The sequence below is a fragment of the Planobispora rosea genome (assembly GCF_014648175.1).
Taxonomy (GTDB): Bacteria; Actinomycetota; Actinomycetes; order Streptosporangiales; family Streptosporangiaceae; genus Planobispora; species Planobispora rosea.
Genome location: NZ_BMQP01000051.1, coordinates 31181 through 51524, shown reverse-complemented (window position 1 = coordinate 51524; position 20344 = coordinate 31181). Strand labels below are relative to the sequence as shown.

Here is a 20344-nt window from a genome sequence, read left to right as displayed (position 1 = left end):
GCCCGGCGGTCTCAGGGGCGGGTGAGCACCCGCGGGCCGTCCTCGGTGATCGCCACCGTGTGCTCCACGTGGACGGCGCGGCTGCCGTCGGCGCTGGACATGGTCCAGCCGTCGGCGGCGATCACGTAGCCGTCGCCGCCCCCGGCGGTGAACATCGGCTCGATCGCCAGCACCAGGCCGGGCCGGAGGGGCAGGCCCCGTCCCGGGCGGCCGCGGTTGGGCACGTGCGGGTCCTCGTGCATGGCCCGGCCGATGCCGTGCCCGCCGAAGTCGTCCGGGACGCCGTACCCGGCGGCCCGGCCGATCCGGGTGACGGCGTGGCCGATGTCGCCCAGCCGCCCGCCCGGCACGCAGGCGGCGATCGCGGCCTCCAGCGCGGCCTCGGCGGTCCGGATGAGCTCCGTGTCCTGCGCGCGGGGCGTGCCGACGACGAGGCTGGTCGCCGCGTCGGCGGCCCAGCCGTCCAGGTAGACGCCGAAGTCGACGCTCAGCAGATCCCCGTCGCGCAGCCGGTATCCGCTCGGGATGCCGTGCACGATCACCTCGTTGACCGACGCGCAGATCACCGCGGGGAACGGGGTGGGGGCGAAGGAGGGCCGGTAGCCCAGGAAGGCCGAGCGGGCACCGGACTCGTCCATCACCGTCCGGGCGACCTGGTCCAGCTCCAGCAGGCTCACTCCGGCGCGGGCGTGCGCGGCGACCGCGGCCAGCGCCGCCGCGACGACCTTCCCGGCCTCGGCCATGGCCTCCGTCTCCGCCGCGGTCTTGATCTCAACCATGGTCCGCACTCCCTCTGATCCAATACCTATACCGGTATTACTATCACGGTTCCGGGATTGTTATCACGGTTGCTATGATCGGGTGCATGGTCCGACCTCCGCTGACCGAACTCGACCGCGAACGCGGGCACCGCCTGGGCGCCGTGCTGCGCCAGGCACGCGGCGCCCGGAGCATGGCCGAGGTGGCCGCCGCCGCCGGGCTGTCCGCCGAGACCCTCCGCAAGATCGAGACCGGCAGGGTGCCCACCCCCGCGTTCTTCACCATCGCCGCCCTCGCCCAGGCCCTGGGCGTCTCCCTGGACGTGCTGGCCGAGATCAGCGCCGCCGACCGCGCCGCCTGAGCCCGCCGGGGAGATCGTGGCGTAGCCGGCGACCCGGCCGCCGTCGTCCCGCCGGAGGGGGACGGTCGCGGGGACCGGTCACCGTCCGGAGCCGTCTCCTGCGTCCGGCGGGGTTTCCCGCCCGCGCAGGAGCGGGTGGGTGCGCATCGCGACCTCCAGCTCACCGGGGAGCTCGTCGCGGTAGCGGCCCAGGGTCGCCAGGTCGCTGTGGCCCAGCACCCGCCGTACCGCGTCCATGTCCACCGCGTCGGCCAGCAGGTGGGTCGCCGTCGTGTGCCGCAGCCCGTGCGGGGTCACCGATCGCCGCCGTTCGGGGTCGACCCGCCGCTGCACCCGGTCGATCACCGCCTGCACGTCCCCCCGCGCCAGCCGCCTGCCCCGCCACGACAGCAGCAGCGCCTTGTCCGCCGACTCCTGCCGCCCCCTGGCCAGGTAGACCTCCAGCATCCGCGCCACGTCACCGGGTAGCGGGACGTCGCGGGTCCTGCCCCCCTTGCCGAAGATCCGCCAGTAGCGCACCCCGTCGTTGGTGTAGAAGTCCTCCACGTTGGCCCGGACCAGTTCCGAGACCCGTGGGCCGACCGTCGACAGCAGCAGCACGATCAACGCGTCCCGCAGCTCGGTGCGCTGGTCGCGGCGCTTGCGCCCCTCCTCGCCCGGCGCCGGCGCCGGCGCGCCGCCGTTCTCGCCCAGGGCCCGTGCGGCGCCGATCAGCCCCTGGGCCTGCTCGCGCGTCAGCGCGCGCCGCTCCGGGCGCAGCCCTCCGCGCTCCCGCGCCGTCACCGTCGCCGCGGTCATCGGATCGAGCTGCACCCAGCCCGCCAGCGCCGCATGTTTGAACAGGGCCGAGACCGACCGCCGGAACCGCGCCTGCGAGGACGGCGACTGGCCCGGCTGGCCCGGCTGGCCCGGTGGCCCCACCGGGGTCCGCGCCGGATCGCCGGGCTCCGGCCGGGTGCGCCGCCCGTCGGGCTTGCGCGCGAACGCCAGCAGGATCGCGTCCACGTCCTCGCCGGACAGGTCGTCCAGCACCCGGTCCGGCCCGGCCAGCTCCACGAACGTCGCCACGTCCCTGGCGTAGACCTCGGCGGTGGCCGGTGACAGCGCGCCCGTCGAGGTCCGGGCCCGGACCAGCTCGACGTAGCGGTCGGCCGACTCCTGGACGGTCAGGCGATTCAGATCCGCAGGCCGCATGATTCGGGGGCATCCTTTCTCGGTGCCGGACGACCGTACCGCGCGGCACCGACAACGTCGTCAATCTTCTCCTGCTCCGCCCCCGTCCCCGCCTCTTTCTCCGTCTTCCCGGCCGTCTCCGCCGTTTTCCCCGTGTCCAGGCCCGTGCCCGTGTTCTCCGCCGAGTGCGGAGAGGGCGCGGATCAGCCCGGCCAGGCCGAGGGCCAGTCCCTCGCGCTCGGCGGGGGTGAGGGCGCCGAGCAGGGCGGCGTGCGTGGCGCGGAACTCCCGGCCCATCCGTTCGACGGCCGTCCACCCCTCGGGTGTCAGGCCCAGCCGGTAGAAGCGCCGGTTGGCCGGGTCGCGCTCGCGCGACAACCAGCCCCGGCGTTCCAGGCCCGCGGCGAGCCTGCTCACCGTGCTCTTCTCCAGGCCCAGCCGGGCGGCCAGCTCCTGCTGCGACAACGTGCCGGAGTCTCCCAGCTCGCCGAGCGCGAACACCTCGGACAGGGAGACGCGCAGGCCGCCGTACTCCCGGGGTTCCAGCAACCCGCCCGCGCGGACGATGAGCCGCATCAGGCAGCGCAGGTCGTCGTCGGGGAATCCGGTCTCATGAGTTGTGCCGTACAACTATTCATCCTATGCTCGGCGAGAAGAGAGTTGTGCCATGCAACTATAGGAGGGGCAGCCATGAGCGCTCACGCCACCCTGTTCGGGTTCTTCAACCACGCCGGGTTCTATGACCGGATGAGCCGGCTGTTCGGATTCCGGCCCGTCTACACGCGGGCCGTCGCCGACGTCGCTCGGGCCGGACTGCCCGCCGGATCCCGCGTGCTGGACGCGGGCACCGGCCCGGGCCGGGTCCCGATCGCCATCGCGCGCGACTGCCCGGATCTCCATGCCGAGGGCCTCGACCTGTCCGCCGACATGATCGCCTACGCGCGGCGCGCCGCGGCCGGGAACGACCGGGTGAGCTTCACCGTCGGCGACGTCGCCGACCTGCCCCATCCCGACGGCGCCTTCGACCTCGTCGTGTCCACCATGAGCCAGCACCACTGGGACGACCCCGGCGCGGGAGTGCGCGAACTGCGCCGCGTGCTGCGCCCCGGCGGCCAGTTGTGGATCTACGACTTCCGGCCCGCGCTGCGCCGGGCCGAGATCGCCGCCCGGGCCGCCTTCCCGGGGTACACCGTGCGGCGGGAGCGCGTCAACGTCCTGGTCGGCCGGCTCGTGGCCCAGCCCGCCTGAGGCCACTCGTCCTCGTCGGCTGCGGCCTGCGCCGTCAGGCGGGCCGGGCCGCCGCCGAGAGCAGCGTCTCTCCCGCCTCGCTCCGGGCGTACAGAACATATCGGCCGCTCCGGTGGGCGCTGACCAGACCGGCGTCGCGCAGCGCCGTCAGGTGCTGCGACACCCCGCCCATCGACATCCCGGTACGGCTGCTCAGGTGGGTGGTGGAGGCGGGCGTGTCCAGCTCGGCCAGGAGCAGGGCGCGTGAGCGGCCGAGCACGGCGGCCAGCGCCTCGGGCACGCCGGTGGTCCGCCGCTCCCACAGGGTGGCGACGCCGCGAGGGGAGTAGCGCAGTGTGGGCTGCCAGGGGGGAGCCGTCACCGAGAACAGCCGCGGCCAGACGAACACCGACGGCACCAGCAGCAGGCCGCGCCCGCCCAGTTCCCGGACCGCCGACACGTGCCGGTGCGCCACGAACAGGGTGTCGTCCTCCCAGCGGACGGCCGGATCCAGGTCGTTGAGCAGGCTGTGCGCGCCGCCCTCGGCGAGCCGCCGGGCGCGGTACAGGACGTCGCCCTCCAGCAGGGTGCGGATCCGGGGCCAGTACGGCGCCAGCGTGATCGCCCAGTAGCCCCGGATGACGTCGGCCAGCCGCTCCAGCCCGGCCGCGGGGTCCTCACGCAGGACGGTCAGGCGCGGGCTGTCGCCGTAACCGCGCACGTCGCCCGGCGGGGTCGAGCGCATCGTGGCGAGCTCGACCTCCAGATCGGGGGAGGTGGTGACCGGCGGCGGGCAGACGAACGCGGGGATCACCCGGGTCGGCACCGGCACCAGGTCGGACAGCATTCCCCAGTCCAGGCCGGAGGCCTCCAGGCGGGGCCGTACCGCCGTCACCCAGGGCCGGTGCAGGGGGTGCTCCCCGGGGTTCTTGAGCACCCGGACGCTGGCGACGACCTCCCACAGCGGAGAGAACGCGAACCTAGTGCACGCCAGGTCGGCCAAGCCGAACCCGAGCTTCAGCACGGCACCTTCCCTCCCCGCCCCGCGCGGAGCGGGCCACTTGGATTCGTTCCTGCCTGAATTAATAGAGGCCTCGGCGCGGGGACGGCAAGGTCGGCCGCATGACGACACCGGAGAGGACATCGGACAAGACCGGGGAGCGGGCCCGGGGGAGGGCGACGGGGGAGACCGGGGAGACGGCACCGTCCGGTGCGGCGCCGCCGGGCCGGACGGTCTTCGCCGACCCGGACTTCCGCAGGCTGTTCGCCGCGGCCGCCGCGAGCAAGCTGGGCACCTCGATCGGTCACCTGGCCGTCCCGCTGGCCGCCGTGACCGCGCTGGCGGCCACCCCCGGCCAGCTGGGCGTGCTGGCCATGCTGAGCACGCTGGCGTTCCTGCTGGTCGGCCTGCCCGCGGGGGCGTGGGTCGACCGGATGCGGCGGCGGCCGGTGATGGTCGCAGCCGACCTGGTGCGGGCCGCGCTCCTGGCGTCGGTGCCGCTGGCCTGGTGGCTGGGGACGCTGACCTTCGCCCATCTGTGCGCGGTGGTGCTGATCTGCGGGTTCGCCACCGTGTTCTTCGACATCGCCGACCAGAGCTACCTGCCGCACCTGGTCGCCCCGGACCGGCTCACGGCCGCCAACACCGCGCTGGTCAGCATGGACGCCGCCAACCAGCTGGCCGGGCGGGGCATCGGCGGCCTGCTGATCCAGCTGCTGTCGGCGCCGGTGGCGATCCTGGCGGACGCGCTGAGCTACCTGTGGTCGGCGGTGTGCCTGCGCGGGATCACCCGGGCCGAACCCCCCATCGCCCGCGGGGAGCGCACGAGCCTGCCGCGCGAGATCGGGCAGGGGCTGCGCATGGTCACCGGGCACCCGATCCTGCGGGCCATCGCGCTGGAGGGAGCGCTGACGAACCTGGCGATCCAGATCGTCCAGACGATGCTGCCCCTGGTGTTCGTACGGGAGCTCGGCCTGTCACCGGTGTGGCTCGGGGTGTTCCTGACCGCCGGGGGAGCCGGGTTCCTCCTCGGTTCGGCGGGCGCCGCCCGGCTCGGGCGGCGCTTCGGGGAGAGCCGCCTGATCTGGCTGAGCAGTGTGGCGATCGTACCGTTCGCCCCCCTGATCCCCCTGCTCGGCACCGGGCCGGGGCTGTGGCTGGCCGGAGCCGGATGGATGGCGGTCACCTACAAGGTCGGCGTCGCCAACGTGATCAAAGTGAGCTTCCGGCAGCGCGTCACCCCCGGCCCCCTGCTGGGCCGCGTCACCGCGACGCTGCGGTTCATGTTCACCGGCGCCCTGGCGATCGGCGCCGGGGCGGCGGGGCTGATCGGCGAGGCGGCCGGCACCCGGGCCGCACTGTGGGCGGGTGCGGCGGTACTCGTGGTGAGCTTCCTGCCGATCATGTTCTCGCCGCTGCGGACGCTGCGCGACCTCCCGGGCGACGAGGAGGGCGGCCGCGGGACGGCGCCCGGCTGAATCCGGTGCCGGGTCGGAGCACCGGACCGGCCGAAACGCCGGGACCCGCCGAGGCTCAGGGCGCCGGGACCCGCGCCGCGTGGGCGACGGCGGCCGAGGCGAAGGCGGTGATGATCGGATGCGGGCGGGTGCCGTCCCCGGCGAGCTCCGGCTGGAAGAGCGTGGCCAGGAAGAACGGGTGGTCCGGCAGCTCCAGGATCCGTACGGCCCCCGCCTCGTCCCGGCCGGTGAAGCGCAGCCCGCCAGCCTCCAGCCGCGGCAGGTAGGCGGAGTCGAGCCCGAAGTTGCAGGAGTAGCGTTCCACGGTCCGCTCCGCCCCGATGATCCGCTCTGCCAGGGAGCCGGGCGCCAGCCGTACCTCGTCCTCGTGGCCGGCCAGCGAGCACTCCAGCGGCACGAGCAGGAACTCCTCGGCGTCCGGGTCGTTCTCGGCGTGCGCCACGGCCAGGCCCAGGACGTGGCGGGCGTACTCCAGCAGGGTGTGCTGGAATCCGCCGCAGGTGCCCAGGAACGGGATGCCGTGCTCGCGGGCGGTGCGGGCGGCGTTCACCGCCCCGGCCTCGCTCCGGTACGGGCTGCCGGGCAGCATCCAGATCGCGTCAAACCCGGCGAGGTCACCGGCGTCGGGGGTGGGAATCCAGTAGGCGTCCAGCGTCAGCCCGTCGCGCTCGTGCAGCGCCGTCAGCAGGGCGGGGACGCGGGTGTGGGCCTGGACGCCGGGAGATCGGTCGCCGACCAGGGCGACTGTGGCGGTGGTCATGCCCGTCATCCTGACGGTCCACCACAGGTAAGCGCCAACGATGATTCTTGCTGAGTCGATAAGAGATACTGATGAACTGTGGATCCGCATCTGCTGCGCACATTCGTCACCGTCGCCCGCCTGGGGTCCTTCTCCGCGGCGGCCGGTGAACTCGGCTACACCCAGTCGGCGGTGTCGCAGCAGGTCGCGGCGCTGGAGGCGGACCTGGGGACGCCGCTGCTGCAGCGCCGGCCGGTGGTGCCCACCCCGGCCGGGCGACGCCTGCTGGAACACGCGGAGCCGCTGCTGCTGCGCCACCGCGCCGCCCGCGCCGACGTGCTGCGCGCCGCGGCCGGACCGCCGCGCCGCCTGGTCGTGGCCGCCTCCCCGCTGGCCTGCCCGCCCGCGCTCGCCCGCCGCCTGCGCGGGCCGCGCCTGGAGGTGACGCTGCGCACCCTGGACCGCCGCGACGTCGCCGAGCAGGTCGCCTCCGGCACGGCCGAGGTGGGGCTGCTCGACGGGATCGCCGCGCCCAGCGACCCGCTCCGCCTGCCGGACGTGGGCCCGCTGACCGCCGTCGGCGTGGCCGAGGAGCGTCTGCTGGTGGTCCTGCCCGCGGGCCACCCCCTGGCGCGCAGGCGGGGCCTGGCCCTGGACGACCTGGCCGGCGCGCTGTGGGTGCAGGCCCCGGCCGCGGTCGCGGTGGAGCGGCTGCGCGAGGTGGCGGGCCTGCCCGCCGGACAGGAGGGCTTCCGGGACGCGTTCCGTTACGAGGGCCACGACCTGCGCACGGTGACGGCCCTGGTCGCCGCCGGGCACGGCCTGACCCTGCTGCCCGCCTCCGCGCTGACGGCGGACCCGGCGGACCCGGCGGGCCCAGCGGAACCGGCGGGTCCGCCGGGCCCGGTGGCCGGGCCCGGCGTCGTGGGCGTCCCGCTGGCCGCGCCGCGCGTGGTGCACCGGGTGGAGGTGCTGCACGGCACCCTGACGGGCCCGCCGGCCGCCCTGGTGAACGCGCTGACCGCCTCCCCGGCCGCCGCGGGCCCGGACGCCTGACCGCGCCCGGGCGCGGTCAGGCGCCTGGGCCCGGGCCCGCCGCTCAGCTCCGCCAGCCGTCCGGATCCACGCCGCCGGGCACCTCGGCCGCCGGGTCGTAGGGGGTGCGGGTGAAGACGAACGTGTTGAGGTCCAGATGGCTGAGCGTGCCGTCGGGGCGGTGCGCCAGGCGCAGCGTCTCCCCGGCGTAGTAGCCGTCCAGCCCCAGCCAGGTGCCGTCGGCCCGGGCGGCGAACCGTGAGGTGCGGCCCGTGCCGTTCAGCGGGATCAGGGCCAGGTCCCGGCCGCCCAGCAGCCGCAGCACGTAGGGGGCCGGCCCCCAGTACCAGGGACCGGTCAGCTCCAGCAGTCCCGGATCGACCTCCGCGGGCGCCCACTCGGCCGGCAACCGCGGCTCGTGCTCGTCCAGCACGGCCAGCAGGTCGGTCAGCAGCGTCCGGCTCACCCCGGAGGTGGCGTTGGCCAGGAACAGCACACCCGTCCGGTCGGCCGGGTCGGCCCAGACCGAGGCCAGGAAGCCCGGCATGGACCCGGTGTGCCCGGCCAGGCGGCGGCCGCCCGCGCGGGCCAGCTGCAGGCCCAGGCCGTACCCTCCGGTCCAGGCGTCGCCGTCGTCGACGGTCGCGGGCTCGCGCATCTCCGCCAGCGTCGACTCCGCCAGCACGCCCCCGGTGTCACCGGCCACGAACGCCGCCCACCGGGCCAGGTCGGCCGGGGTGGACCAGATCTGCCCGGCCGGGGCCAGGGCGACCGCGTCGTGCTCGGGCTCGGGCAGCAGCACGTCCGCCCACGGGTGCACGGCGTAGCCGGTGGCGTGCGGGGCGCGGGGCCGGGTGGTGGTGTCGCGCATGCCCAGCGGCTCCAGGATCTCCTCGCGCACGGCGCGCGCCCAGTCCGTCCCGCGGTGCCGGGCCACCAGCTCGCCCAGCAGGCCGAAGCCGAGGTTGGAGTAGTGGTAGCGGCGGCCGGGCCGGTGCCGGGAGGTCTCCGGGCCCAGCAGCGCCAGCAGCTCCTCGAACGGCATGCCCGGCGTGCGCTCCCACCACTGGCCCGGCGGTTCGGCGGTCAGCCCGGCGGTGTGCGACAACAGCTGGGCGACGGTCACCTCGCCCACGGGCGTGCCGGGGATGTGCTTGCCGACCGGGTCGAGCAGGTCCAGGCGGCCCTCGTCGCGCAGCCGCATGACGACGACGGCGACCATGCTCTTGGTGATCGATCCGATCCGGTACTGGGTGGCCTCGGTGGGCGCGGCCCCCCCGACCCGGCCGCGCGCGCCGAACCAGGCGATCCGCCCGTCACGCACCACGGCCGCGGCCAGCGACGGCAGCCGCGACCCGGCCTGCTCCACCGCGATCCTGCGCAGCAGCGCGCGGGCCGTACTCTCCAGAACCGGCGACATCGACGAGATCCCTCCCAAGGACGACTGGATCGCCCCAGGCTAAGGGGTGCTGGCGCGATGAGCCGAGGCGGCGCCGGCGGATCGGGGCACAGCCAGCCACAGCCCGCCCCGGGCCGGAGTCGTGTGCGCGGCATGCGTCTGATCGCGCCGCCGCTACGAAGGTTCTCAATGTGGAAGACATACGGACCATCGATGCCCGGCGGCCGGTGCGGCGGATCCCGGCGGTCGCGGGAGCCGCTCTCCTGGCGGCGATGACCGCCGCCCAGGTCGCCTCCGGGCTGCAACCGCGCTCGGTCGCGCTGGTCGGCCTCGTCGTCGTGCTGCTGGCCGGCTGCGCGGTGAGTTTCACCGCGGCGGCCGCGTCCCCGTCCTCGGCCGCCGCCGCGTTCGGCGCCGCGGCGGCCGTCGGGTTCGCGGCCGAGTGGATCGGGACCAGGACGGGCTTCCCGTTCGGGGAGTACGGCTACACCGGCGTGTTGTGGCCGCAGGTGGACGGCGTCCCGGTGGTCGTCGCGCTGGCGTGGGCCGGGATGGGCCTGGCCGCCTACGCGGTGGCGCCAGGGCAGGGGTGGGTGCGGATCCTCTCGGGCGCGGTCGCGCTGACCGCGTGGGACCTGTTCCTGGACCCGCAGATGCTCCGGCTGGGGGCGTGGGCCTGGGCCGGGCCCGGGGTGTACCGGGGCGTTCCGCTGAGCAACTTCGCCGGCTGGCTGCTGGTGTCGGCGCTGCTGATGGCGGTGATCCACGCCGTCGCCGGGCGGCGCGTCGCCGGGTCGGCCGGTCTGCTGTGTCTGTACACGGTGATGACGGTGATGGAGACGATCGGCTTCGCGGCGGTGTTCGAGCCCCGCGACCCGTTCGTGGCGATCGTGGGAGGAGTGCCGATGGGAGTCTTCGCCGTGCTGGCGTGGACCTGCCGGCGGTACCGGCGGGGAGGTGCCGATGACTGAGGTGGTCGTGGTCGGCGGCGGCGTGGGAGGCATGGTGAGCGCGCTGCTGCTGGCCCGGCGGGGGTACGGCGTGCGCCTGTACGAGCGGCTGCCCCGGCTCGGCGGGAAGCTGGCCGAGCACCGGCGCGACGGCTTCGCCTTCTCCCTCGGGCCCTCGCTGCTCACGTTCCCGGACGTCTTCGCCGAACTGGGCGTGGTACGGGAACCGGTCGAGCCCGCCCTGCTGTGCGACTACCGCTTCGCCGACGGCTCCCGGCTGGCGGCGCACCGGGACCCGGAGCGGATGGCCGCCGAGGTGGACCGGCTCGCGCCGGGGGAGGGGCCGCGCTGGCGCGCCTTCCACGGGTGGGCGCGCGGCTGCCTGGAGGCGTCGCGGCGGACGTTCTTCGCCGGTCCGCTCACCCGCCCCGCGCCCGGGGCGGGGATCTCGGACCTGCTGGCGGTCGCGCCCGGCCGCACACTCGCCGGCCTGGCCCGCCGCCACTTCCGCGACCCCAGGCTCCACCAGTACGTCGGCCGCTACGCCACCTACGCCGGGTCGAGCCCGTACCGGGCGCCCGCCGCGCTGGGCTGCATCCCGGCGATCGAGCACGACCTGGGCGGCTGGTACCTGCCCGGCGGGCTCGCCCGCCTCGCCGACGACCTGGCGGCGCTCCTCAAGGAAGCCGGGGTGGAGGTGTTCCTCTCCCGTGAGGTCGGCGCGATCCTCACCGGGGGCGGCGCGGTGTCCGGGGTACGGCTGGCCGACGGCGAGACCGTGCGCGCCGACGCGGTGGTGGCCAACACCGACGCGACGGCCCTGTACGCGCGGCTGTCGCCGCACCGCGGCCGGCTGCGCCGCATCGCCGGGCTCGGCCCGTCCTCGTCGGCGCTGCTGCTGCTGGCCGCGGTGGAGGGACGGACCGAGGGCCTGGCGCACCACACGGTCGTCTTCTCCGCCGACTACGCCGCGGAGTTCGCCGACATCTTCGAGCGCCGCCGCCCGCCCCGGGACCCGACGGTCTACATCGGCTGCTCGGCGGTGGACGACCCCTCACAGGCGCCCGCCGGCGCGGAGAACTGGGTGATGCTGGTCAACGTGCCCGCGCGCGACCCGTCCCGGTGGCCCGTGACGCCCGAGACCTACCGCGACCTGGTGCTGGAGCGGCTGGCCTCGCGCGGCCACGACCTGGCGGGCCGGTTGCGGTTCGTCGACCTGTTCACCCCCGCCGACCTGCGCGAGCGGTACGGCGCCTGGAACGGGGCGATCTACGGGACCGCCTACGACGGGGCGCTGGCGCCGCTGCGCCGTCCCGGCAACCGGGGCCCGTACCGCGGGCTCTACCTGGTGGGCGGCTCCGTCCACCCCGGCGGCGGCCTGCCGATGGTGGCGATGGGCGGGCGCATCGTCGCCTCCCTGGTCGGTGAGGACTTCCCGGTCACCGGACGGCGCCGATGAGGCTGCTTGCCGTACGGGTTCCCGCACCGGCGGCGGCCCGAGCCGCGGCCGTACCGGCGGCGGCCAGGGTCGTGGCGGCGGCGGTGACGGCGGCCCAGGCCGCGGCCGCGGTGGCGGTCGGCGCGCGGCTCGCGCGGGGCCGGGACCGGCTGCCGCCGCTGTCACCCGTGGCTCCGCCGTCCCCGCCCCCGTCACCCGTGGCTTCGCCGTCCCCGCCGCCGTCGCCCGCCGGTCCGCGGACACCGGAGATATCCGTGGTGATCCCGGCCCGCGACGAGGAGGCCCGTATCGGCCCCTGCCTGCGCGCCGTGCTCGCCGACCCCGCGGCCGGCGAGGTGATCGTCGTCGACGACGAGTCCCGCGACGGCACCGCGCGCCTGGCCGCCTCCCTCGGCGCGACGGTCCTGGCCGGGGCGCCCCTCCCGCCGGGCTGGGTGGGCAAGCAGTGGGCGCTGCGCCAGGGCGCGGCGGCGGCGCGGGGCGAGGTGGTGGTGACCCTCGACGCCGACGCGCGGCCCCGGCCCGGCCTGCTGTCCGCGATGGCCGCCGCCCTGCAGGACTACGACCTGGTGACGGCCGGACCCCGGTTCGTCTGCGACGGCGCCGCCGAACAGGCGCTGCACGCCTCGTTCCTGGCCACGCTGGTCTACCGGTTCGGGCCGATCGGCCCGCGCGTCCCGCCGCCGCCGCACCTGACGCTCGCCAACGGCCAGTGCACGGCCTTCCGCCGGGACCGGATGGCCGCGGCCGACGGCTTCGGCAGGATCCGGGGGCACATGACCGACGACGTCGCGCTCGCCAGGACCCTGGCCGCCGACGGCTGGGCGGTGGGCTTCCTCGACGCGGGAGGCCTGCTGGAGGTGGACATGCACGAGTCGGCCGGTGAGGTCTGGCGCGAGTGGGGCCGCTCGCTCCCCCTGCGGGACGTGACCGGCGCGGGCCGGCTCGCCGCCGACCTGGCGGTGGTCTGGCTGACGTGCGCGCTGCCCGCGGCGCGGCTGGTGCTCGGCCGGCCGACCCGGCTCGACCTGGCGCTGCTCGGGGTGCGGCTGCTGCTGACCGGCGCGCTGCGCGGCAGCTACACCCGCCCGGGCCCGGGCCTGTGGTCGTCGCCGCTGCTCGATCCCGCGACCGCCGTACGGCTGACGCTGGCCACGCTGCGCCCGGTCCGCACCTGGCGGGGACGCCGCTACCCGGCGGGCACCGCGTCCGCGTCCGGGAGCGGCGGCATCACCGACGGTGCCGTCCGCGGTGCCGCCCGCGGTGCCGTCCGCGGTGTCACCGGCGGCGCTCCGCCAGCGCCGCCTGGCCGAACCGGAGCCCGATGAGGCACATCAGCGCCCCGGTGGCCGCCACCTGCTCCACCGGGGTGAACAACAACTGCAGCACGGGGAGGCCGAAGACCGCGGCCCTGGCGCCGATCGCGAACGAACGCGCGCACGCCGTCGTCACCGCGAGCACCACCAGGCCGAGCAGGAACGCGGGCGGGCAGATCACCGCGAAGCCGCCGGCGAAGGTGAGGATGGACCGGCCGCCCCGGAACCCGGCGAACACCGGCCACGCGTGGCCGATCATGGCCGCGGCCACGGCCGCGTACACCGCCACGGTGCCGGTCCCACCGGTCAGGGGCCACGATCCGGACGGGCCGGCGGGACCGGCCGCCCCGAAGGAGCCGAACGGCCCCGGGGGACCCAGCGCCCCGCAGGACGCCAGCGACCCGAGCAGCCCGGCGAGCACGCCCTTGGCCATGTCGCCGGCGAACACCGGAGCCGCGGCCCGCGGGCCGAGCTGCTCCTTCATGTTCCAGAAGCCGGGATTGCGGTCGCCCACGCGCCGCGGATCGAATCCGTGGGCGTGGGCGACCAGCACCGCGACCGGCACCGAGCCGAGAAGGTAACCGCCGATGACCGCCACGAACGCGGGGAACCACCCGGGAAACATCGCTTCGTTCCACCTCATCAGGTATGCGGATGTCGCGGCCATGCGGTACATGGCCCTCGACCGGCCGGTGCTGCGGCGCACCTCCGGTCTGCTGTTCTGGAGACTCCTGGGCACCGGGCGGGGACCGTCCATGACGCTCGGCGCCGACCTGCGGCGCTGGGCCCTGCTGGCGGTGTGGCGCCGGGAGCGGGATCTGGAGGAGTTCCTGCTGCGCTCACCGGTCCCGGCGCGCTGGCGCCGGGAGGCGCGCGAGCACTGGCAGGTACGGCTGGCTCCGCTGCTCTCGCGGGGCCGGTGGGGCGGGACCGACCCGTTCGGCCCCGCGAGAGCGGCGGCCGTCCCCTCCTGCGGGCCGGTCGCCGTGCTGACCAGGGCCTCGATCCGGCCCGCCCGCCTGGCCGCCTTCTACCGGTCCGTCGCCCCGGTGCAGGAGGCGCTGCGGCGCCAGGAGGGCTGCCTGGCCTCGGTCGGCGTGGGGGAGTGGCCGCTGGCCAGGCAGGCCACCTTCTCGTTGTGGCGGGACGCCGCCGCGGTGCGCGCGTTCGCCTACCGGGGGGCGGCGCACGCGCGGGTGGTCGGCCGCGTGCGCGCGGAGGGGTGGTACTCCGAGGAGCTGTTCGCGAGGTTCGCGCCGTACGCCAGCGAGGGAACCTGGGACGGGGGCGACCCGCTCGGGTGAGCCGTTCACCGGACGGCCTCCGGGGCGGGTCGCCCGGGTGAGCCGTCCGCCGGGCGGGCGGTGGCCTGCGGGACGAGCGGCTCGCAGGCCCCGCCCCGAGCCAGGTCCCGGGCGACCACGCAGGCGCGGGCGACGGTGGCGGCCCCGGAGGAGCCGTGCGCCACGACGACCGTGCCGCTCAGCCCGAGCAGCGCGGCGCCGCCGTGCGTCTCCGGGTCGTAGCGGCGGGCCACCTCGCGCAGCCGCTGCGGTGCGGCGAGACCCGCCGCGGCGACCATAGTCAGCGCCGTGCGCACCGTGCCCTCGACGTTCTTCAGCACGACGTTCCCGGTGAAACCGTCGGTGACGATCACGTCGACGGCTCCGGACAGCACGTCGTGGCCCTCGACGTTGCCGTGGAAGCGGATCGGCAGCTCCGGCAGGAGCCGGGCCGCGCCACGGGCCAGCCGGTTGCCCTTGCCCGGTTCCGAGCCGATCGTCAGCAGCCCGACCGACGGGTCGGGGACGCCGAGCACGAGGCGGGCGTACGCCGCGCCGAGCAGGGCGAACTGGGCGATCATCGGCGGCGTCGGATCGGCGGTCGCGCCCGCGTCGACCAGGACGGCGGCGCCCCCGGCCAGCGTGGGCAGGGCCACCGCCAGCGCGGGCCGCAGCACCCCCTCGGCCCGGCCGATGCCGCGCACGGCGCAGGCCACCACGGCGCCGGTGGAGCCCGCCGAGACGAACGCCGCGCCGGCGCCCCGCCGTACCAGGTCGCATCCCACCGCCAGGCTGGAGGAGTCGCAGGCCGCGGCGGCGCTCCCGCGCTCGGTCATCGGGACCGCGTCGGGGGCGTGCACGACGTCGATCTCACCGGCCGCGCCGTGCCTGTCCAGCTCCCGCCGGACCCGGTCGGCCTGGCCGACCAGCACCACCGGCACGCCGTGCTCGCGGACGGCGAGGACCGCGCCGCGCACCGCCGCGGCGGGGGCGTGGTCCCCGCCCATGGCGTCGACGACGACCGGGGAGGGCCGCCCGCTCTTCCCGTTCCCGCCTGTCCCGTTCCCGTCCGTCCCGCTCACACCCATCGCGGCACCTCCGCCCGCACCCGGCGGTCGGCCCGTCCCGCCGCCGAGGCCGCGAGCAGGTGCCGGGTGAAGACGGCCAGCCTGCGGCGGCGCGGCACCCGGGCACGGCGGGCCAGGACGTCGAACCCGGCCCGTTCGATCTCCTCCAGGATGCCGCCGTACAGCTCGTACGCGGCGAGCACGCAGGGCCGCGAGGAGGGCGTCAGCATCCCGACGCCGGCCAGCGCGGCGCGGTAGTGCCCGCGGGCGCGCCCGGCCTCGAAGGCCAGCAGGTCGCGCAGCCGCGGGGAGACGTGCGGCCGGGCGAGGTCGGCCTCCCCGACGCCGAAGCGTTCCAGGTCCTCCTGGGGGAGGTAGACGCGGTCCCGGGCCAGGTCCTCCCGCACGTCGCGCAGGAAGTTGGTGAGCTGGAAGGCCAGGCCGAGCTGACGGGCGGGCTCGCGCGCCGGCCCCTCCATGCCGGGCAGCGGTTCGAGCACCGGCAGCATCATGGTGCCGATGACCGCGGCCGACCCCTCCATGTAGTCCAGCAGGTCGGCGTAGGTGGCGTACCGGCCGACCGACAGGTCGGCGCGCATCGACCGCAGGAAGGCGTCGACGTCGCCGCGGTCGATGCCGAAGGAGCGCACCGTGTGCGTGAACGCGGGCAGGACGCGGTCGTCGACCGCCTCGCCGGCCAGGCTCGCCGACAGCCGGCGGGTCAGCCGCTCCAGCGCCGCGGCCCGGTCGCCCGCCATGTCGAAGGCGTCGACGATCTCGTCGGCGTAGCGGGCGAAGCCGTACAGCGCGTGCACGTGCCGCCGCTTCCAGGCCGGCAGGAGCATCGTGGCCAGATAGTAGGAGCGGCCGAAGCGCGCGTGCAGTCTGCGGCAGGTCTCGTAGCTCGCGGTCAGGCTCATCGGGACTCCTCCAGGATGCGGTGCGCCGCCAGCCGCCCGGAGATCAGCACGGGCGGCACGCCGACGCCGGGAGCGGTGTGCATGCCCGCGAAGTGCAGGCCGGGGACGCGCCGGGCGGCACCCGAGGGCCGCAGCCAGGCGGTCTGCGTGAAGCGGTGGTCGAGGGCGAACGGGGTGCCGGCCGAGTGGCCCGCCTGCGCCCACGCGGGCGGGTCCCACACCATGCGGGGCGCGCCCGAAAGGTCGCCGTAGCCGAGCCCGGCCAGCCGGGCGAGCATGCGCTCCACCAGCCGGTCGGTGCGGCCGTGCGCCCACCGGCCGGCCGCCAGGTTCGGGGCCGGTTCCAGGACGCTGAGCGTGGCGTGCCCGGCCGGGGCGGCGCCGGCGTCCGCCGTGGGATGGGTGACGAGTAGGCTGGGGTCGGGCTGCGGCCTGCCCCGCCGCAGGGCCTCGAACGTCGAGGCCCACTCCCGCCCGAAGTGCAGGGTGTGGTGGGCCTGTCCCGGCAGTCGCCGGTCCAGGCCGAGGTGCATCACCACGCAGGAGGGCGAGAAGCGCGGCCTGCGCAGCCGCCAGTCGCGCGCGCCCTCGGGCAGCAGCCCGGCGTGCGCGCGCGGCAGATCGCAGGCGACCACGGCGTGCCGGGTGGTGAGGCGCTCGCCGGTGTCCAGCCGTACCGCGGTGACGCCGGAGCCGTCGGCCTCGACCCGGGTGGCGCGCACGCCGTACCGGACTGTGACGCCCTTCTTCTCGGCCAGGGCCGCCAGCGCCCGGGGGATGGCGTGCATGCCGCCCGCCTCGGGGAAGTAGACGCCGCCCACGGTGTCCATGTGCGCTATCACGGCGTAGATGCCCAGCGCCTGCCGGGGGGACAGGCCGACGTACAGCGCCTGGAAGGTGTGCGCCCTGATCAGCCGGTCGTCGGTGAGGTGGGCGGCCACCAGCCGGTCCAGCCGCCGGAAGCCGCCCATCCCGGCCAGCCTGAGCAGGGCGTACGGCCGGGCCAGGCTGCGCAGCGCGGTCATGTCCCGGTCGATGAAGGACGACCACTCCGCCCGGAACATCTCGCCCAGGAGGGCGCGGAAGCGCCGGTAGCGGGCGGCCTCGGCCGGGCCGCACAGCGCGCGGACCTGATCGGCCATCGCCTCGGCGTCCGCCAGGACGTCCAGGTGGGAGCCGTCGTGGTAGGTGAGCCGGTAGGAGGGGTCCAGGCGGCGCAGCGGAAGCCACCCCGCCATGTCCTCCCCGGCGGCGGCGAAGACGTCGGCCAGCACGCCGGGCATGGTGAGCACCGAGGGGCCGGTGTCGAAACGGTAGGGGCCCGCGAGCGCCGTACCGCAGCAGCCGCCCGGCTCCCGGCCGGCCTCGACGACCGTCACCTCGCGCCCGGCCGCCGCCAGGTGCACGGCGGCGGACAGGCCGCCGAGCCCGGCGCCGATCACGACGGCCGGCGGGGCGGACCGCATCAGGTGGTCCCGCGCGCGGCGGGGCCGTCGGACCGGCCGCCGGTCGGGGCGGGCACGCCGCCGGACGTGGGGATCATCGTCACCATGTGTGAAGCTCCTTTGATCGCTATGAGGAACTTCGTGCGCATGGCGGGGAACGGTTGCGCCCGCACCGGCCGCACGGCCGCACCGGCCGCATGGCCGCACGGACGGTGCGGCTCCGGTCAGCGGTCCTGCGCCAGCCGGGACAACATCTCCGGCAGCGGGCCGCCGTGCACCACGGTCAGCCGCCGGGTGGCGCGGGTGACCGCGACGTAGAGGTCGCGGCCGCCCGCGGGACCCCGGGCGAGGATCTCGGCGGGTTCGACGACCAGCACCGCGTCGAACTCCAGCCCCTTGGCCGCGGCGGGCGTCAGCACGGCGACCGGGCGGTCGAGCACGTCCTCGGCGCCGGAGGGGAACAGCGCGGACACCTCGGCGTACCGCGTCTCGGGGACGATCACCGCCAGCCGCCCTCCGTCCGCCAGGCCGGCTCTGACCGCCGCCAGCTCCGCCTCCGCCAGGGCGGGCAGGCCCGCGATCCCGCCCACGGCCTCCAGTCGCAGCGCGCGCGGCGGCTCCCCGTCCTCGCGCACCGGCTCCGGCGGCTCCTGTCCGGGGGCGACCGCGGCCAGCACGTCGGCGGCGACCGCCATGATCTGCGCCGGGGTGCGGTAGTTGACCGTCAGCCGCTCCTCACGCCAGCGGCCCTCCAGGTAGGGGTCGAGCATCTCGCCCCACGAGCGGGCCCCGGCGGCCGAACCGGTCTGCGACAGGTCGCCGACGACCGTCAGCGAGCGGGCCGGGACCCGCCGCATCACCGTCCGCCAGGCCATCGCCGACAACTCCTGCGCCTCGTCCACGATGACGTGCCCGTAGGCCCAGGTGCGGTCGGCCGCGGCCCGCTGGGCGGTGGTCGTCCCCAGGCCGGGATCCTCGTGGCGCTCGGCCAGCATCCCGGCCTCCACCAGCCTGGTCTCCACCAGCCCGCTGTCCACCAGGCCGGTGAACTCCAGCACGCCCCGGGCGTACGCCTCCTGCTGCCTGCGCCGCTCCGCCTCGGCCTGGCGCGCGGCCCGCTCCTCGACCTCGTCGACGCCGAGGAGCTCGGCCGCCTCGTCCAGCAGCGGGACGTCACCGGGCGTCCACGGCGCGCCGTACGGCCGCAGCAGGGCCGCACACTCGGCGGGCGACAGGTGCGGCGCGGCCGAGGCGATCGCGGCCGGGTCGGCCAGGAACTCACCGATCAGGCGCTCCGGGGTGAGGTACGGCCACAGCGCCTCCACCGCCTCGCGCACCGCCGGGTACGTCCACAGCACCCTGCGCGCGTGACGCAGGTCCTCGGCGGCCTGCACGGCGGCCTCCTCCGCGGCCTCCTCGGCGGTCGGGACGTCCCCTCCGAAGTCGTCCTCCGCGCCGCCGGCGTCGCCGCTGGTGTCGGCGCCGACGCCGGCGTCGGCCTCGGCGAGGAGCGCCTCCAGTTCGGCCTCCTCCTCGGCGGTGAGGGCGCCGAGCGCGTCCAGCTGTGCGGCCTGGTCGAGGGCGAGGGCGGTGAGCACATCCAGCGTGAACAGCCGCCGCGCCGTGTTGTGCAGCAGGCCCGAGTCCCTGGCCCGGTCCCGGGCGGCGGCGCAGGCGGCGTGCGAGGCGCTGATCGTCATCTCCTCCACCACGACCTCCACCCCGTCGCGCAGCGAGGTCCGTACCGGGATCGTCACCTCCAGGTCGCCGTCCGGCAGGCGCTGGCGGTCGCGCACCGCGGCGGCGACGACGCCGGCCATGCGCGCGTCGCCCTTGACGACCGCGGCGGCGGGGGAGTCGGCGGCGGTGGCGCGCACTCCCGGGTACAGCTCGCCGAGCGTGGCCACCACCACGTCGGTCTCGCCCAGGGAGGGCAGCACCTGGCCGATGTAGCGGGAGAACAGCGTGTTGGGCCCGATGACGAGCACGCCGCGCCGCTCCAGCACGTCCCGGTGGGCGTACAGCAGGTAGGCGGCCCGGTGCAGCGCCGCGACGGTCTTGCCGGTGCCGGGCCCGCCGTGCACGACCAGCGCCCCCGCCAGGCCGGAGCGGATCACCCTGTCCTGCTCGGTCTGGATGGTGGCCACCACCTGTTCCATCCGGCCGGTACGGCCCCGCCGCAACGTCGCCAGCAGCGCGGCCTCGCCGACCAGGGCGCGCCGGTCGCCCTCGCCCAGCCGGTCCAGGTCGAACACCTCGTCGTCGATGCCGACCACCGTCCGGTCGCGGGTGTGCAGGTGGCGGCGGCGCACCAGCGGCCCGGGGTCGCCCGGGGTGGCGGTGTAGAAGGGCCGGGCGGCCGGGGCGCGCCAGTCGGTGAGGAGGATCTCACCGTCGGCGTCCCGCAGCCCGATCCGGCCGATGTAGCGGGTCTCCCCGTCGGTCTCGTCGATCCTGCCGAAGCACAGGCCCCGTTCGACGGCGGTCAGCTGGGCCAGGCGGCGGGACCGCTCGCCGGCGGAGACCTCACGCTCGACCCGGGCCTGCCGCGACCCGCCCGCCTCGCTCCGCCCCAGCGTGGCGGCGAACGCGGTCCGGGCCTGCTCGCGGGCCGCGTCGAGGCGGTCGTAGAGGCGGGTGAGGCGGGCCTGCTCGGTACGGAGGGCCACGGCGAGTGCGCTCTCGGGGTGGACGACTTGACGCTGCGACATTTCTTTGGTACTCTCCTGCATA

General features: G+C 76.0%; 19 protein-coding genes. 8 read left to right on the top strand and 11 right to left on the bottom strand.

The window, feature by feature from the left end; translation table 11 throughout:
• Window positions 1-11: 11 nt before the first annotated feature.
• On the bottom strand, window positions 12-779 hold the full coding sequence (gene map, locus IEZ08_RS34190; RefSeq protein WP_068923687.1) for a type I methionyl aminopeptidase: 768 nt from the start codon (window positions 777-779) through the stop codon (window positions 12-14).
• An 86-nt stretch (window positions 780-865) separates the two neighbouring features.
• Here map and IEZ08_RS34185 point away from each other — a divergent pair, with 86 nt between their 5' ends.
• The gene (locus tag IEZ08_RS34185) at window positions 866-1120 is read left to right on the top strand and encodes a helix-turn-helix domain-containing protein (protein ID WP_068923686.1); all 255 of its coding nucleotides are present in this window, start codon (window positions 866-868) and stop codon (window positions 1118-1120) included.
• A gap of 78 nt (window positions 1121-1198) precedes the next feature.
• Here IEZ08_RS34185 and IEZ08_RS34180 read toward each other — a convergent pair whose 3' ends face one another.
• Both IEZ08_RS34180 and IEZ08_RS34175 read right to left on the bottom strand, forming a co-directional pair.
• Window positions 1199-2314 (bottom strand): tyrosine-type recombinase/integrase, encoded by a 1116-nt coding sequence (locus IEZ08_RS34180; protein WP_189243835.1) that lies wholly within the window; start codon window positions 2312-2314, stop codon window positions 1199-1201.
• A 60-nt stretch (window positions 2315-2374) separates the two neighbouring features.
• The gene (locus tag IEZ08_RS34175) at window positions 2375-2923 is read right to left on the bottom strand and encodes a MarR family winged helix-turn-helix transcriptional regulator (protein ID WP_189243834.1); all 549 of its coding nucleotides are present in this window, start codon (window positions 2921-2923) and stop codon (window positions 2375-2377) included.
• A gap of 60 nt (window positions 2924-2983) precedes the next feature.
• On the opposite strand from IEZ08_RS34175, the gene IEZ08_RS34170 reads away from it, so the two are divergent.
• Window positions 2984-3541: a class I SAM-dependent methyltransferase gene (locus tag IEZ08_RS34170; protein ID WP_068923683.1), complete on the top strand. Its 558-nt coding sequence runs from the start codon at window positions 2984-2986 to the stop codon at window positions 3539-3541.
• Between the two features lie 34 nt (window positions 3542-3575).
• On the opposite strand, the gene IEZ08_RS34165 is transcribed toward IEZ08_RS34170, so the two are convergent.
• The gene (locus IEZ08_RS34165) at window positions 3576-4544 is read right to left on the bottom strand and encodes an ArsR/SmtB family transcription factor (RefSeq protein ID WP_229803829.1); all 969 of its coding nucleotides are present in this window, start codon (window positions 4542-4544) and stop codon (window positions 3576-3578) included.
• Between the two features lie 98 nt (window positions 4545-4642).
• Here IEZ08_RS34165 and IEZ08_RS34160 point away from each other — a divergent pair, with 98 nt between their 5' ends.
• Window positions 4643-5998 carry an MFS transporter gene (locus tag IEZ08_RS34160; protein WP_189243832.1) on the top strand — a complete coding sequence of 452 codons (1356 nt, stop codon included), beginning with the start codon at window positions 4643-4645 and terminating at the stop codon, window positions 5996-5998.
• A gap of 55 nt (window positions 5999-6053) precedes the next feature.
• Here the strand turns inward: IEZ08_RS34160 and IEZ08_RS34155 are convergent, their stop codons facing one another.
• Window positions 6054-6758, bottom strand: a complete 705-nt coding sequence (locus IEZ08_RS34155; RefSeq protein WP_068923681.1) for a CTP synthase C-terminal region-related (seleno)protein — start codon at window positions 6756-6758, stop codon at window positions 6054-6056.
• A gap of 78 nt (window positions 6759-6836) precedes the next feature.
• On the opposite strand from IEZ08_RS34155, the gene IEZ08_RS34150 reads away from it, so the two are divergent.
• Window positions 6837-7793 (top strand): LysR family transcriptional regulator, encoded by a 957-nt coding sequence (locus IEZ08_RS34150; RefSeq protein ID WP_189243831.1) that lies wholly within the window; start codon window positions 6837-6839, stop codon window positions 7791-7793.
• 43 nt (window positions 7794-7836) lie between these two features.
• Here the strand turns inward: IEZ08_RS34150 and IEZ08_RS34145 are convergent, their stop codons facing one another.
• Window positions 7837-9192, bottom strand: coding sequence for a serine hydrolase domain-containing protein (locus IEZ08_RS34145; RefSeq protein ID WP_189243830.1), 1356 nt, complete (start codon window positions 9190-9192; stop codon window positions 7837-7839).
• Between the two features lie 170 nt (window positions 9193-9362).
• Here IEZ08_RS34145 and IEZ08_RS34140 point away from each other — a divergent pair, with 170 nt between their 5' ends.
• From IEZ08_RS34140 to IEZ08_RS34130, 3 genes are read left to right on the top strand one after another with little or no spacing between them, the layout of a single operon-like run.
• Window positions 9363-10142, top strand: coding sequence for a carotenoid biosynthesis protein (locus IEZ08_RS34140; protein WP_229803827.1), 780 nt, complete (start codon window positions 9363-9365; stop codon window positions 10140-10142).
• The gene (locus tag IEZ08_RS34135; RefSeq protein ID WP_068923679.1) at window positions 10135-11580 is read left to right on the top strand and encodes a phytoene desaturase family protein; all 1446 of its coding nucleotides are present in this window, start codon (window positions 10135-10137) and stop codon (window positions 11578-11580) included. Before IEZ08_RS34140 ends, IEZ08_RS34135 begins: the two co-directional genes overlap by 8 nt.
• Window positions 11577-12908, top strand: a complete 1332-nt coding sequence (locus IEZ08_RS34130) for a glycosyltransferase family 2 protein (protein WP_189243829.1) — start codon at window positions 11577-11579, stop codon at window positions 12906-12908. Before IEZ08_RS34135 ends, IEZ08_RS34130 begins: the two co-directional genes overlap by 4 nt.
• Here IEZ08_RS34130 and IEZ08_RS34125 read toward each other — a convergent pair.
• Complete coding sequence (locus tag IEZ08_RS34125; RefSeq protein ID WP_068923678.1) at window positions 12859-13521, bottom strand: glycerol-3-phosphate acyltransferase; 663 nt, start codon at window positions 13519-13521, stop codon at window positions 12859-12861. The two genes, IEZ08_RS34130 and IEZ08_RS34125, sit on opposite strands and share 50 nt — an antisense overlap.
• Window positions 13522-13561: 40 nt before the next feature.
• Between IEZ08_RS34125 and IEZ08_RS34120 the strand changes: the two genes are divergently transcribed.
• Window positions 13562-14200: a spheroidene monooxygenase gene (locus tag IEZ08_RS34120; protein ID WP_068923677.1), complete on the top strand. Its 639-nt coding sequence runs from the start codon at window positions 13562-13564 to the stop codon at window positions 14198-14200.
• 5 nt (window positions 14201-14205) lie between these two features.
• Here the strand turns inward: IEZ08_RS34120 and plsX are convergent, their stop codons facing one another.
• From plsX to IEZ08_RS34100, 4 genes are all read right to left on the bottom strand, one after another.
• Window positions 14206-15267, bottom strand: a complete 1062-nt coding sequence (plsX, locus tag IEZ08_RS34115; RefSeq protein WP_084780112.1) for a phosphate acyltransferase PlsX — start codon at window positions 15265-15267, stop codon at window positions 14206-14208.
• Window positions 15258-16166 carry a phytoene/squalene synthase family protein gene (locus IEZ08_RS34110; RefSeq protein WP_068923676.1) on the bottom strand — a complete coding sequence of 303 codons (909 nt, stop codon included), beginning with the start codon at window positions 16164-16166 and terminating at the stop codon, window positions 15258-15260. The genes plsX and IEZ08_RS34110 overlap by 10 nt, the downstream gene beginning before the upstream one ends.
• Window positions 16163-17632 carry a phytoene desaturase family protein gene (locus tag IEZ08_RS34105; RefSeq protein ID WP_189243828.1) on the bottom strand — a complete coding sequence of 490 codons (1470 nt, stop codon included), beginning with the start codon at window positions 17630-17632 and terminating at the stop codon, window positions 16163-16165. The genes IEZ08_RS34110 and IEZ08_RS34105 overlap by 4 nt, the downstream gene beginning before the upstream one ends.
• A gap of 203 nt (window positions 17633-17835) precedes the next feature.
• Window positions 17836-20322 carry a HelD family protein gene (locus IEZ08_RS34100; RefSeq protein WP_189243827.1) on the bottom strand — a complete coding sequence of 829 codons (2487 nt, stop codon included), beginning with the start codon at window positions 20320-20322 and terminating at the stop codon, window positions 17836-17838.
• Window positions 20323-20344 lie beyond the last annotated feature (22 nt).

Coding starts and splice junctions, on each gene's coding strand:
- map (WP_068923687.1), bottom strand. CDS start 779: ATGGTTGAGATCAAGACCGCGGCGGAGACGGAGGCCATGGCCGAGGCC.
- IEZ08_RS34185 (WP_068923686.1), top strand. CDS start 866: ATGGTCCGACCTCCGCTGACCGAACTCGACCGCGAACGCGGGCACCGC.
- IEZ08_RS34180 (WP_189243835.1), bottom strand. CDS start 2,314: ATGCGGCCTGCGGATCTGAATCGCCTGACCGTCCAGGAGTCGGCCGAC.
- IEZ08_RS34170 (WP_068923683.1), top strand. CDS start 2,984: ATGAGCGCTCACGCCACCCTGTTCGGGTTCTTCAACCACGCCGGGTTC.
- IEZ08_RS34160 (WP_189243832.1), top strand. CDS start 4,643: ATGACGACACCGGAGAGGACATCGGACAAGACCGGGGAGCGGGCCCGG.
- IEZ08_RS34155 (WP_068923681.1), bottom strand. CDS start 6,758: ATGACCACCGCCACAGTCGCCCTGGTCGGCGACCGATCTCCCGGCGTC.
- IEZ08_RS34145 (WP_189243830.1), bottom strand. CDS start 9,192: ATGTCGCCGGTTCTGGAGAGTACGGCCCGCGCGCTGCTGCGCAGGATC.
- IEZ08_RS34135 (WP_068923679.1), top strand. CDS start 10,135: ATGACTGAGGTGGTCGTGGTCGGCGGCGGCGTGGGAGGCATGGTGAGC.
- IEZ08_RS34130 (WP_189243829.1), top strand. CDS start 11,577: ATGAGGCTGCTTGCCGTACGGGTTCCCGCACCGGCGGCGGCCCGAGCC.
- IEZ08_RS34125 (WP_068923678.1), bottom strand. CDS start 13,521: ATGTTTCCCGGGTGGTTCCCCGCGTTCGTGGCGGTCATCGGCGGTTAC.
- IEZ08_RS34120 (WP_068923677.1), top strand. CDS start 13,562: ATGCGGTACATGGCCCTCGACCGGCCGGTGCTGCGGCGCACCTCCGGT.
- plsX (WP_084780112.1), bottom strand. CDS start 15,267: ATGGGTGTGAGCGGGACGGACGGGAACGGGACAGGCGGGAACGGGAAG.
- IEZ08_RS34110 (WP_068923676.1), bottom strand. CDS start 16,166: ATGAGCCTGACCGCGAGCTACGAGACCTGCCGCAGACTGCACGCGCGC.
- IEZ08_RS34105 (WP_189243828.1), bottom strand. CDS start 17,632: ATGCGGTCCGCCCCGCCGGCCGTCGTGATCGGCGCCGGGCTCGGCGGC.
- IEZ08_RS34100 (WP_189243827.1), bottom strand. CDS start 20,322: ATGTCGCAGCGTCAAGTCGTCCACCCCGAGAGCGCACTCGCCGTGGCC.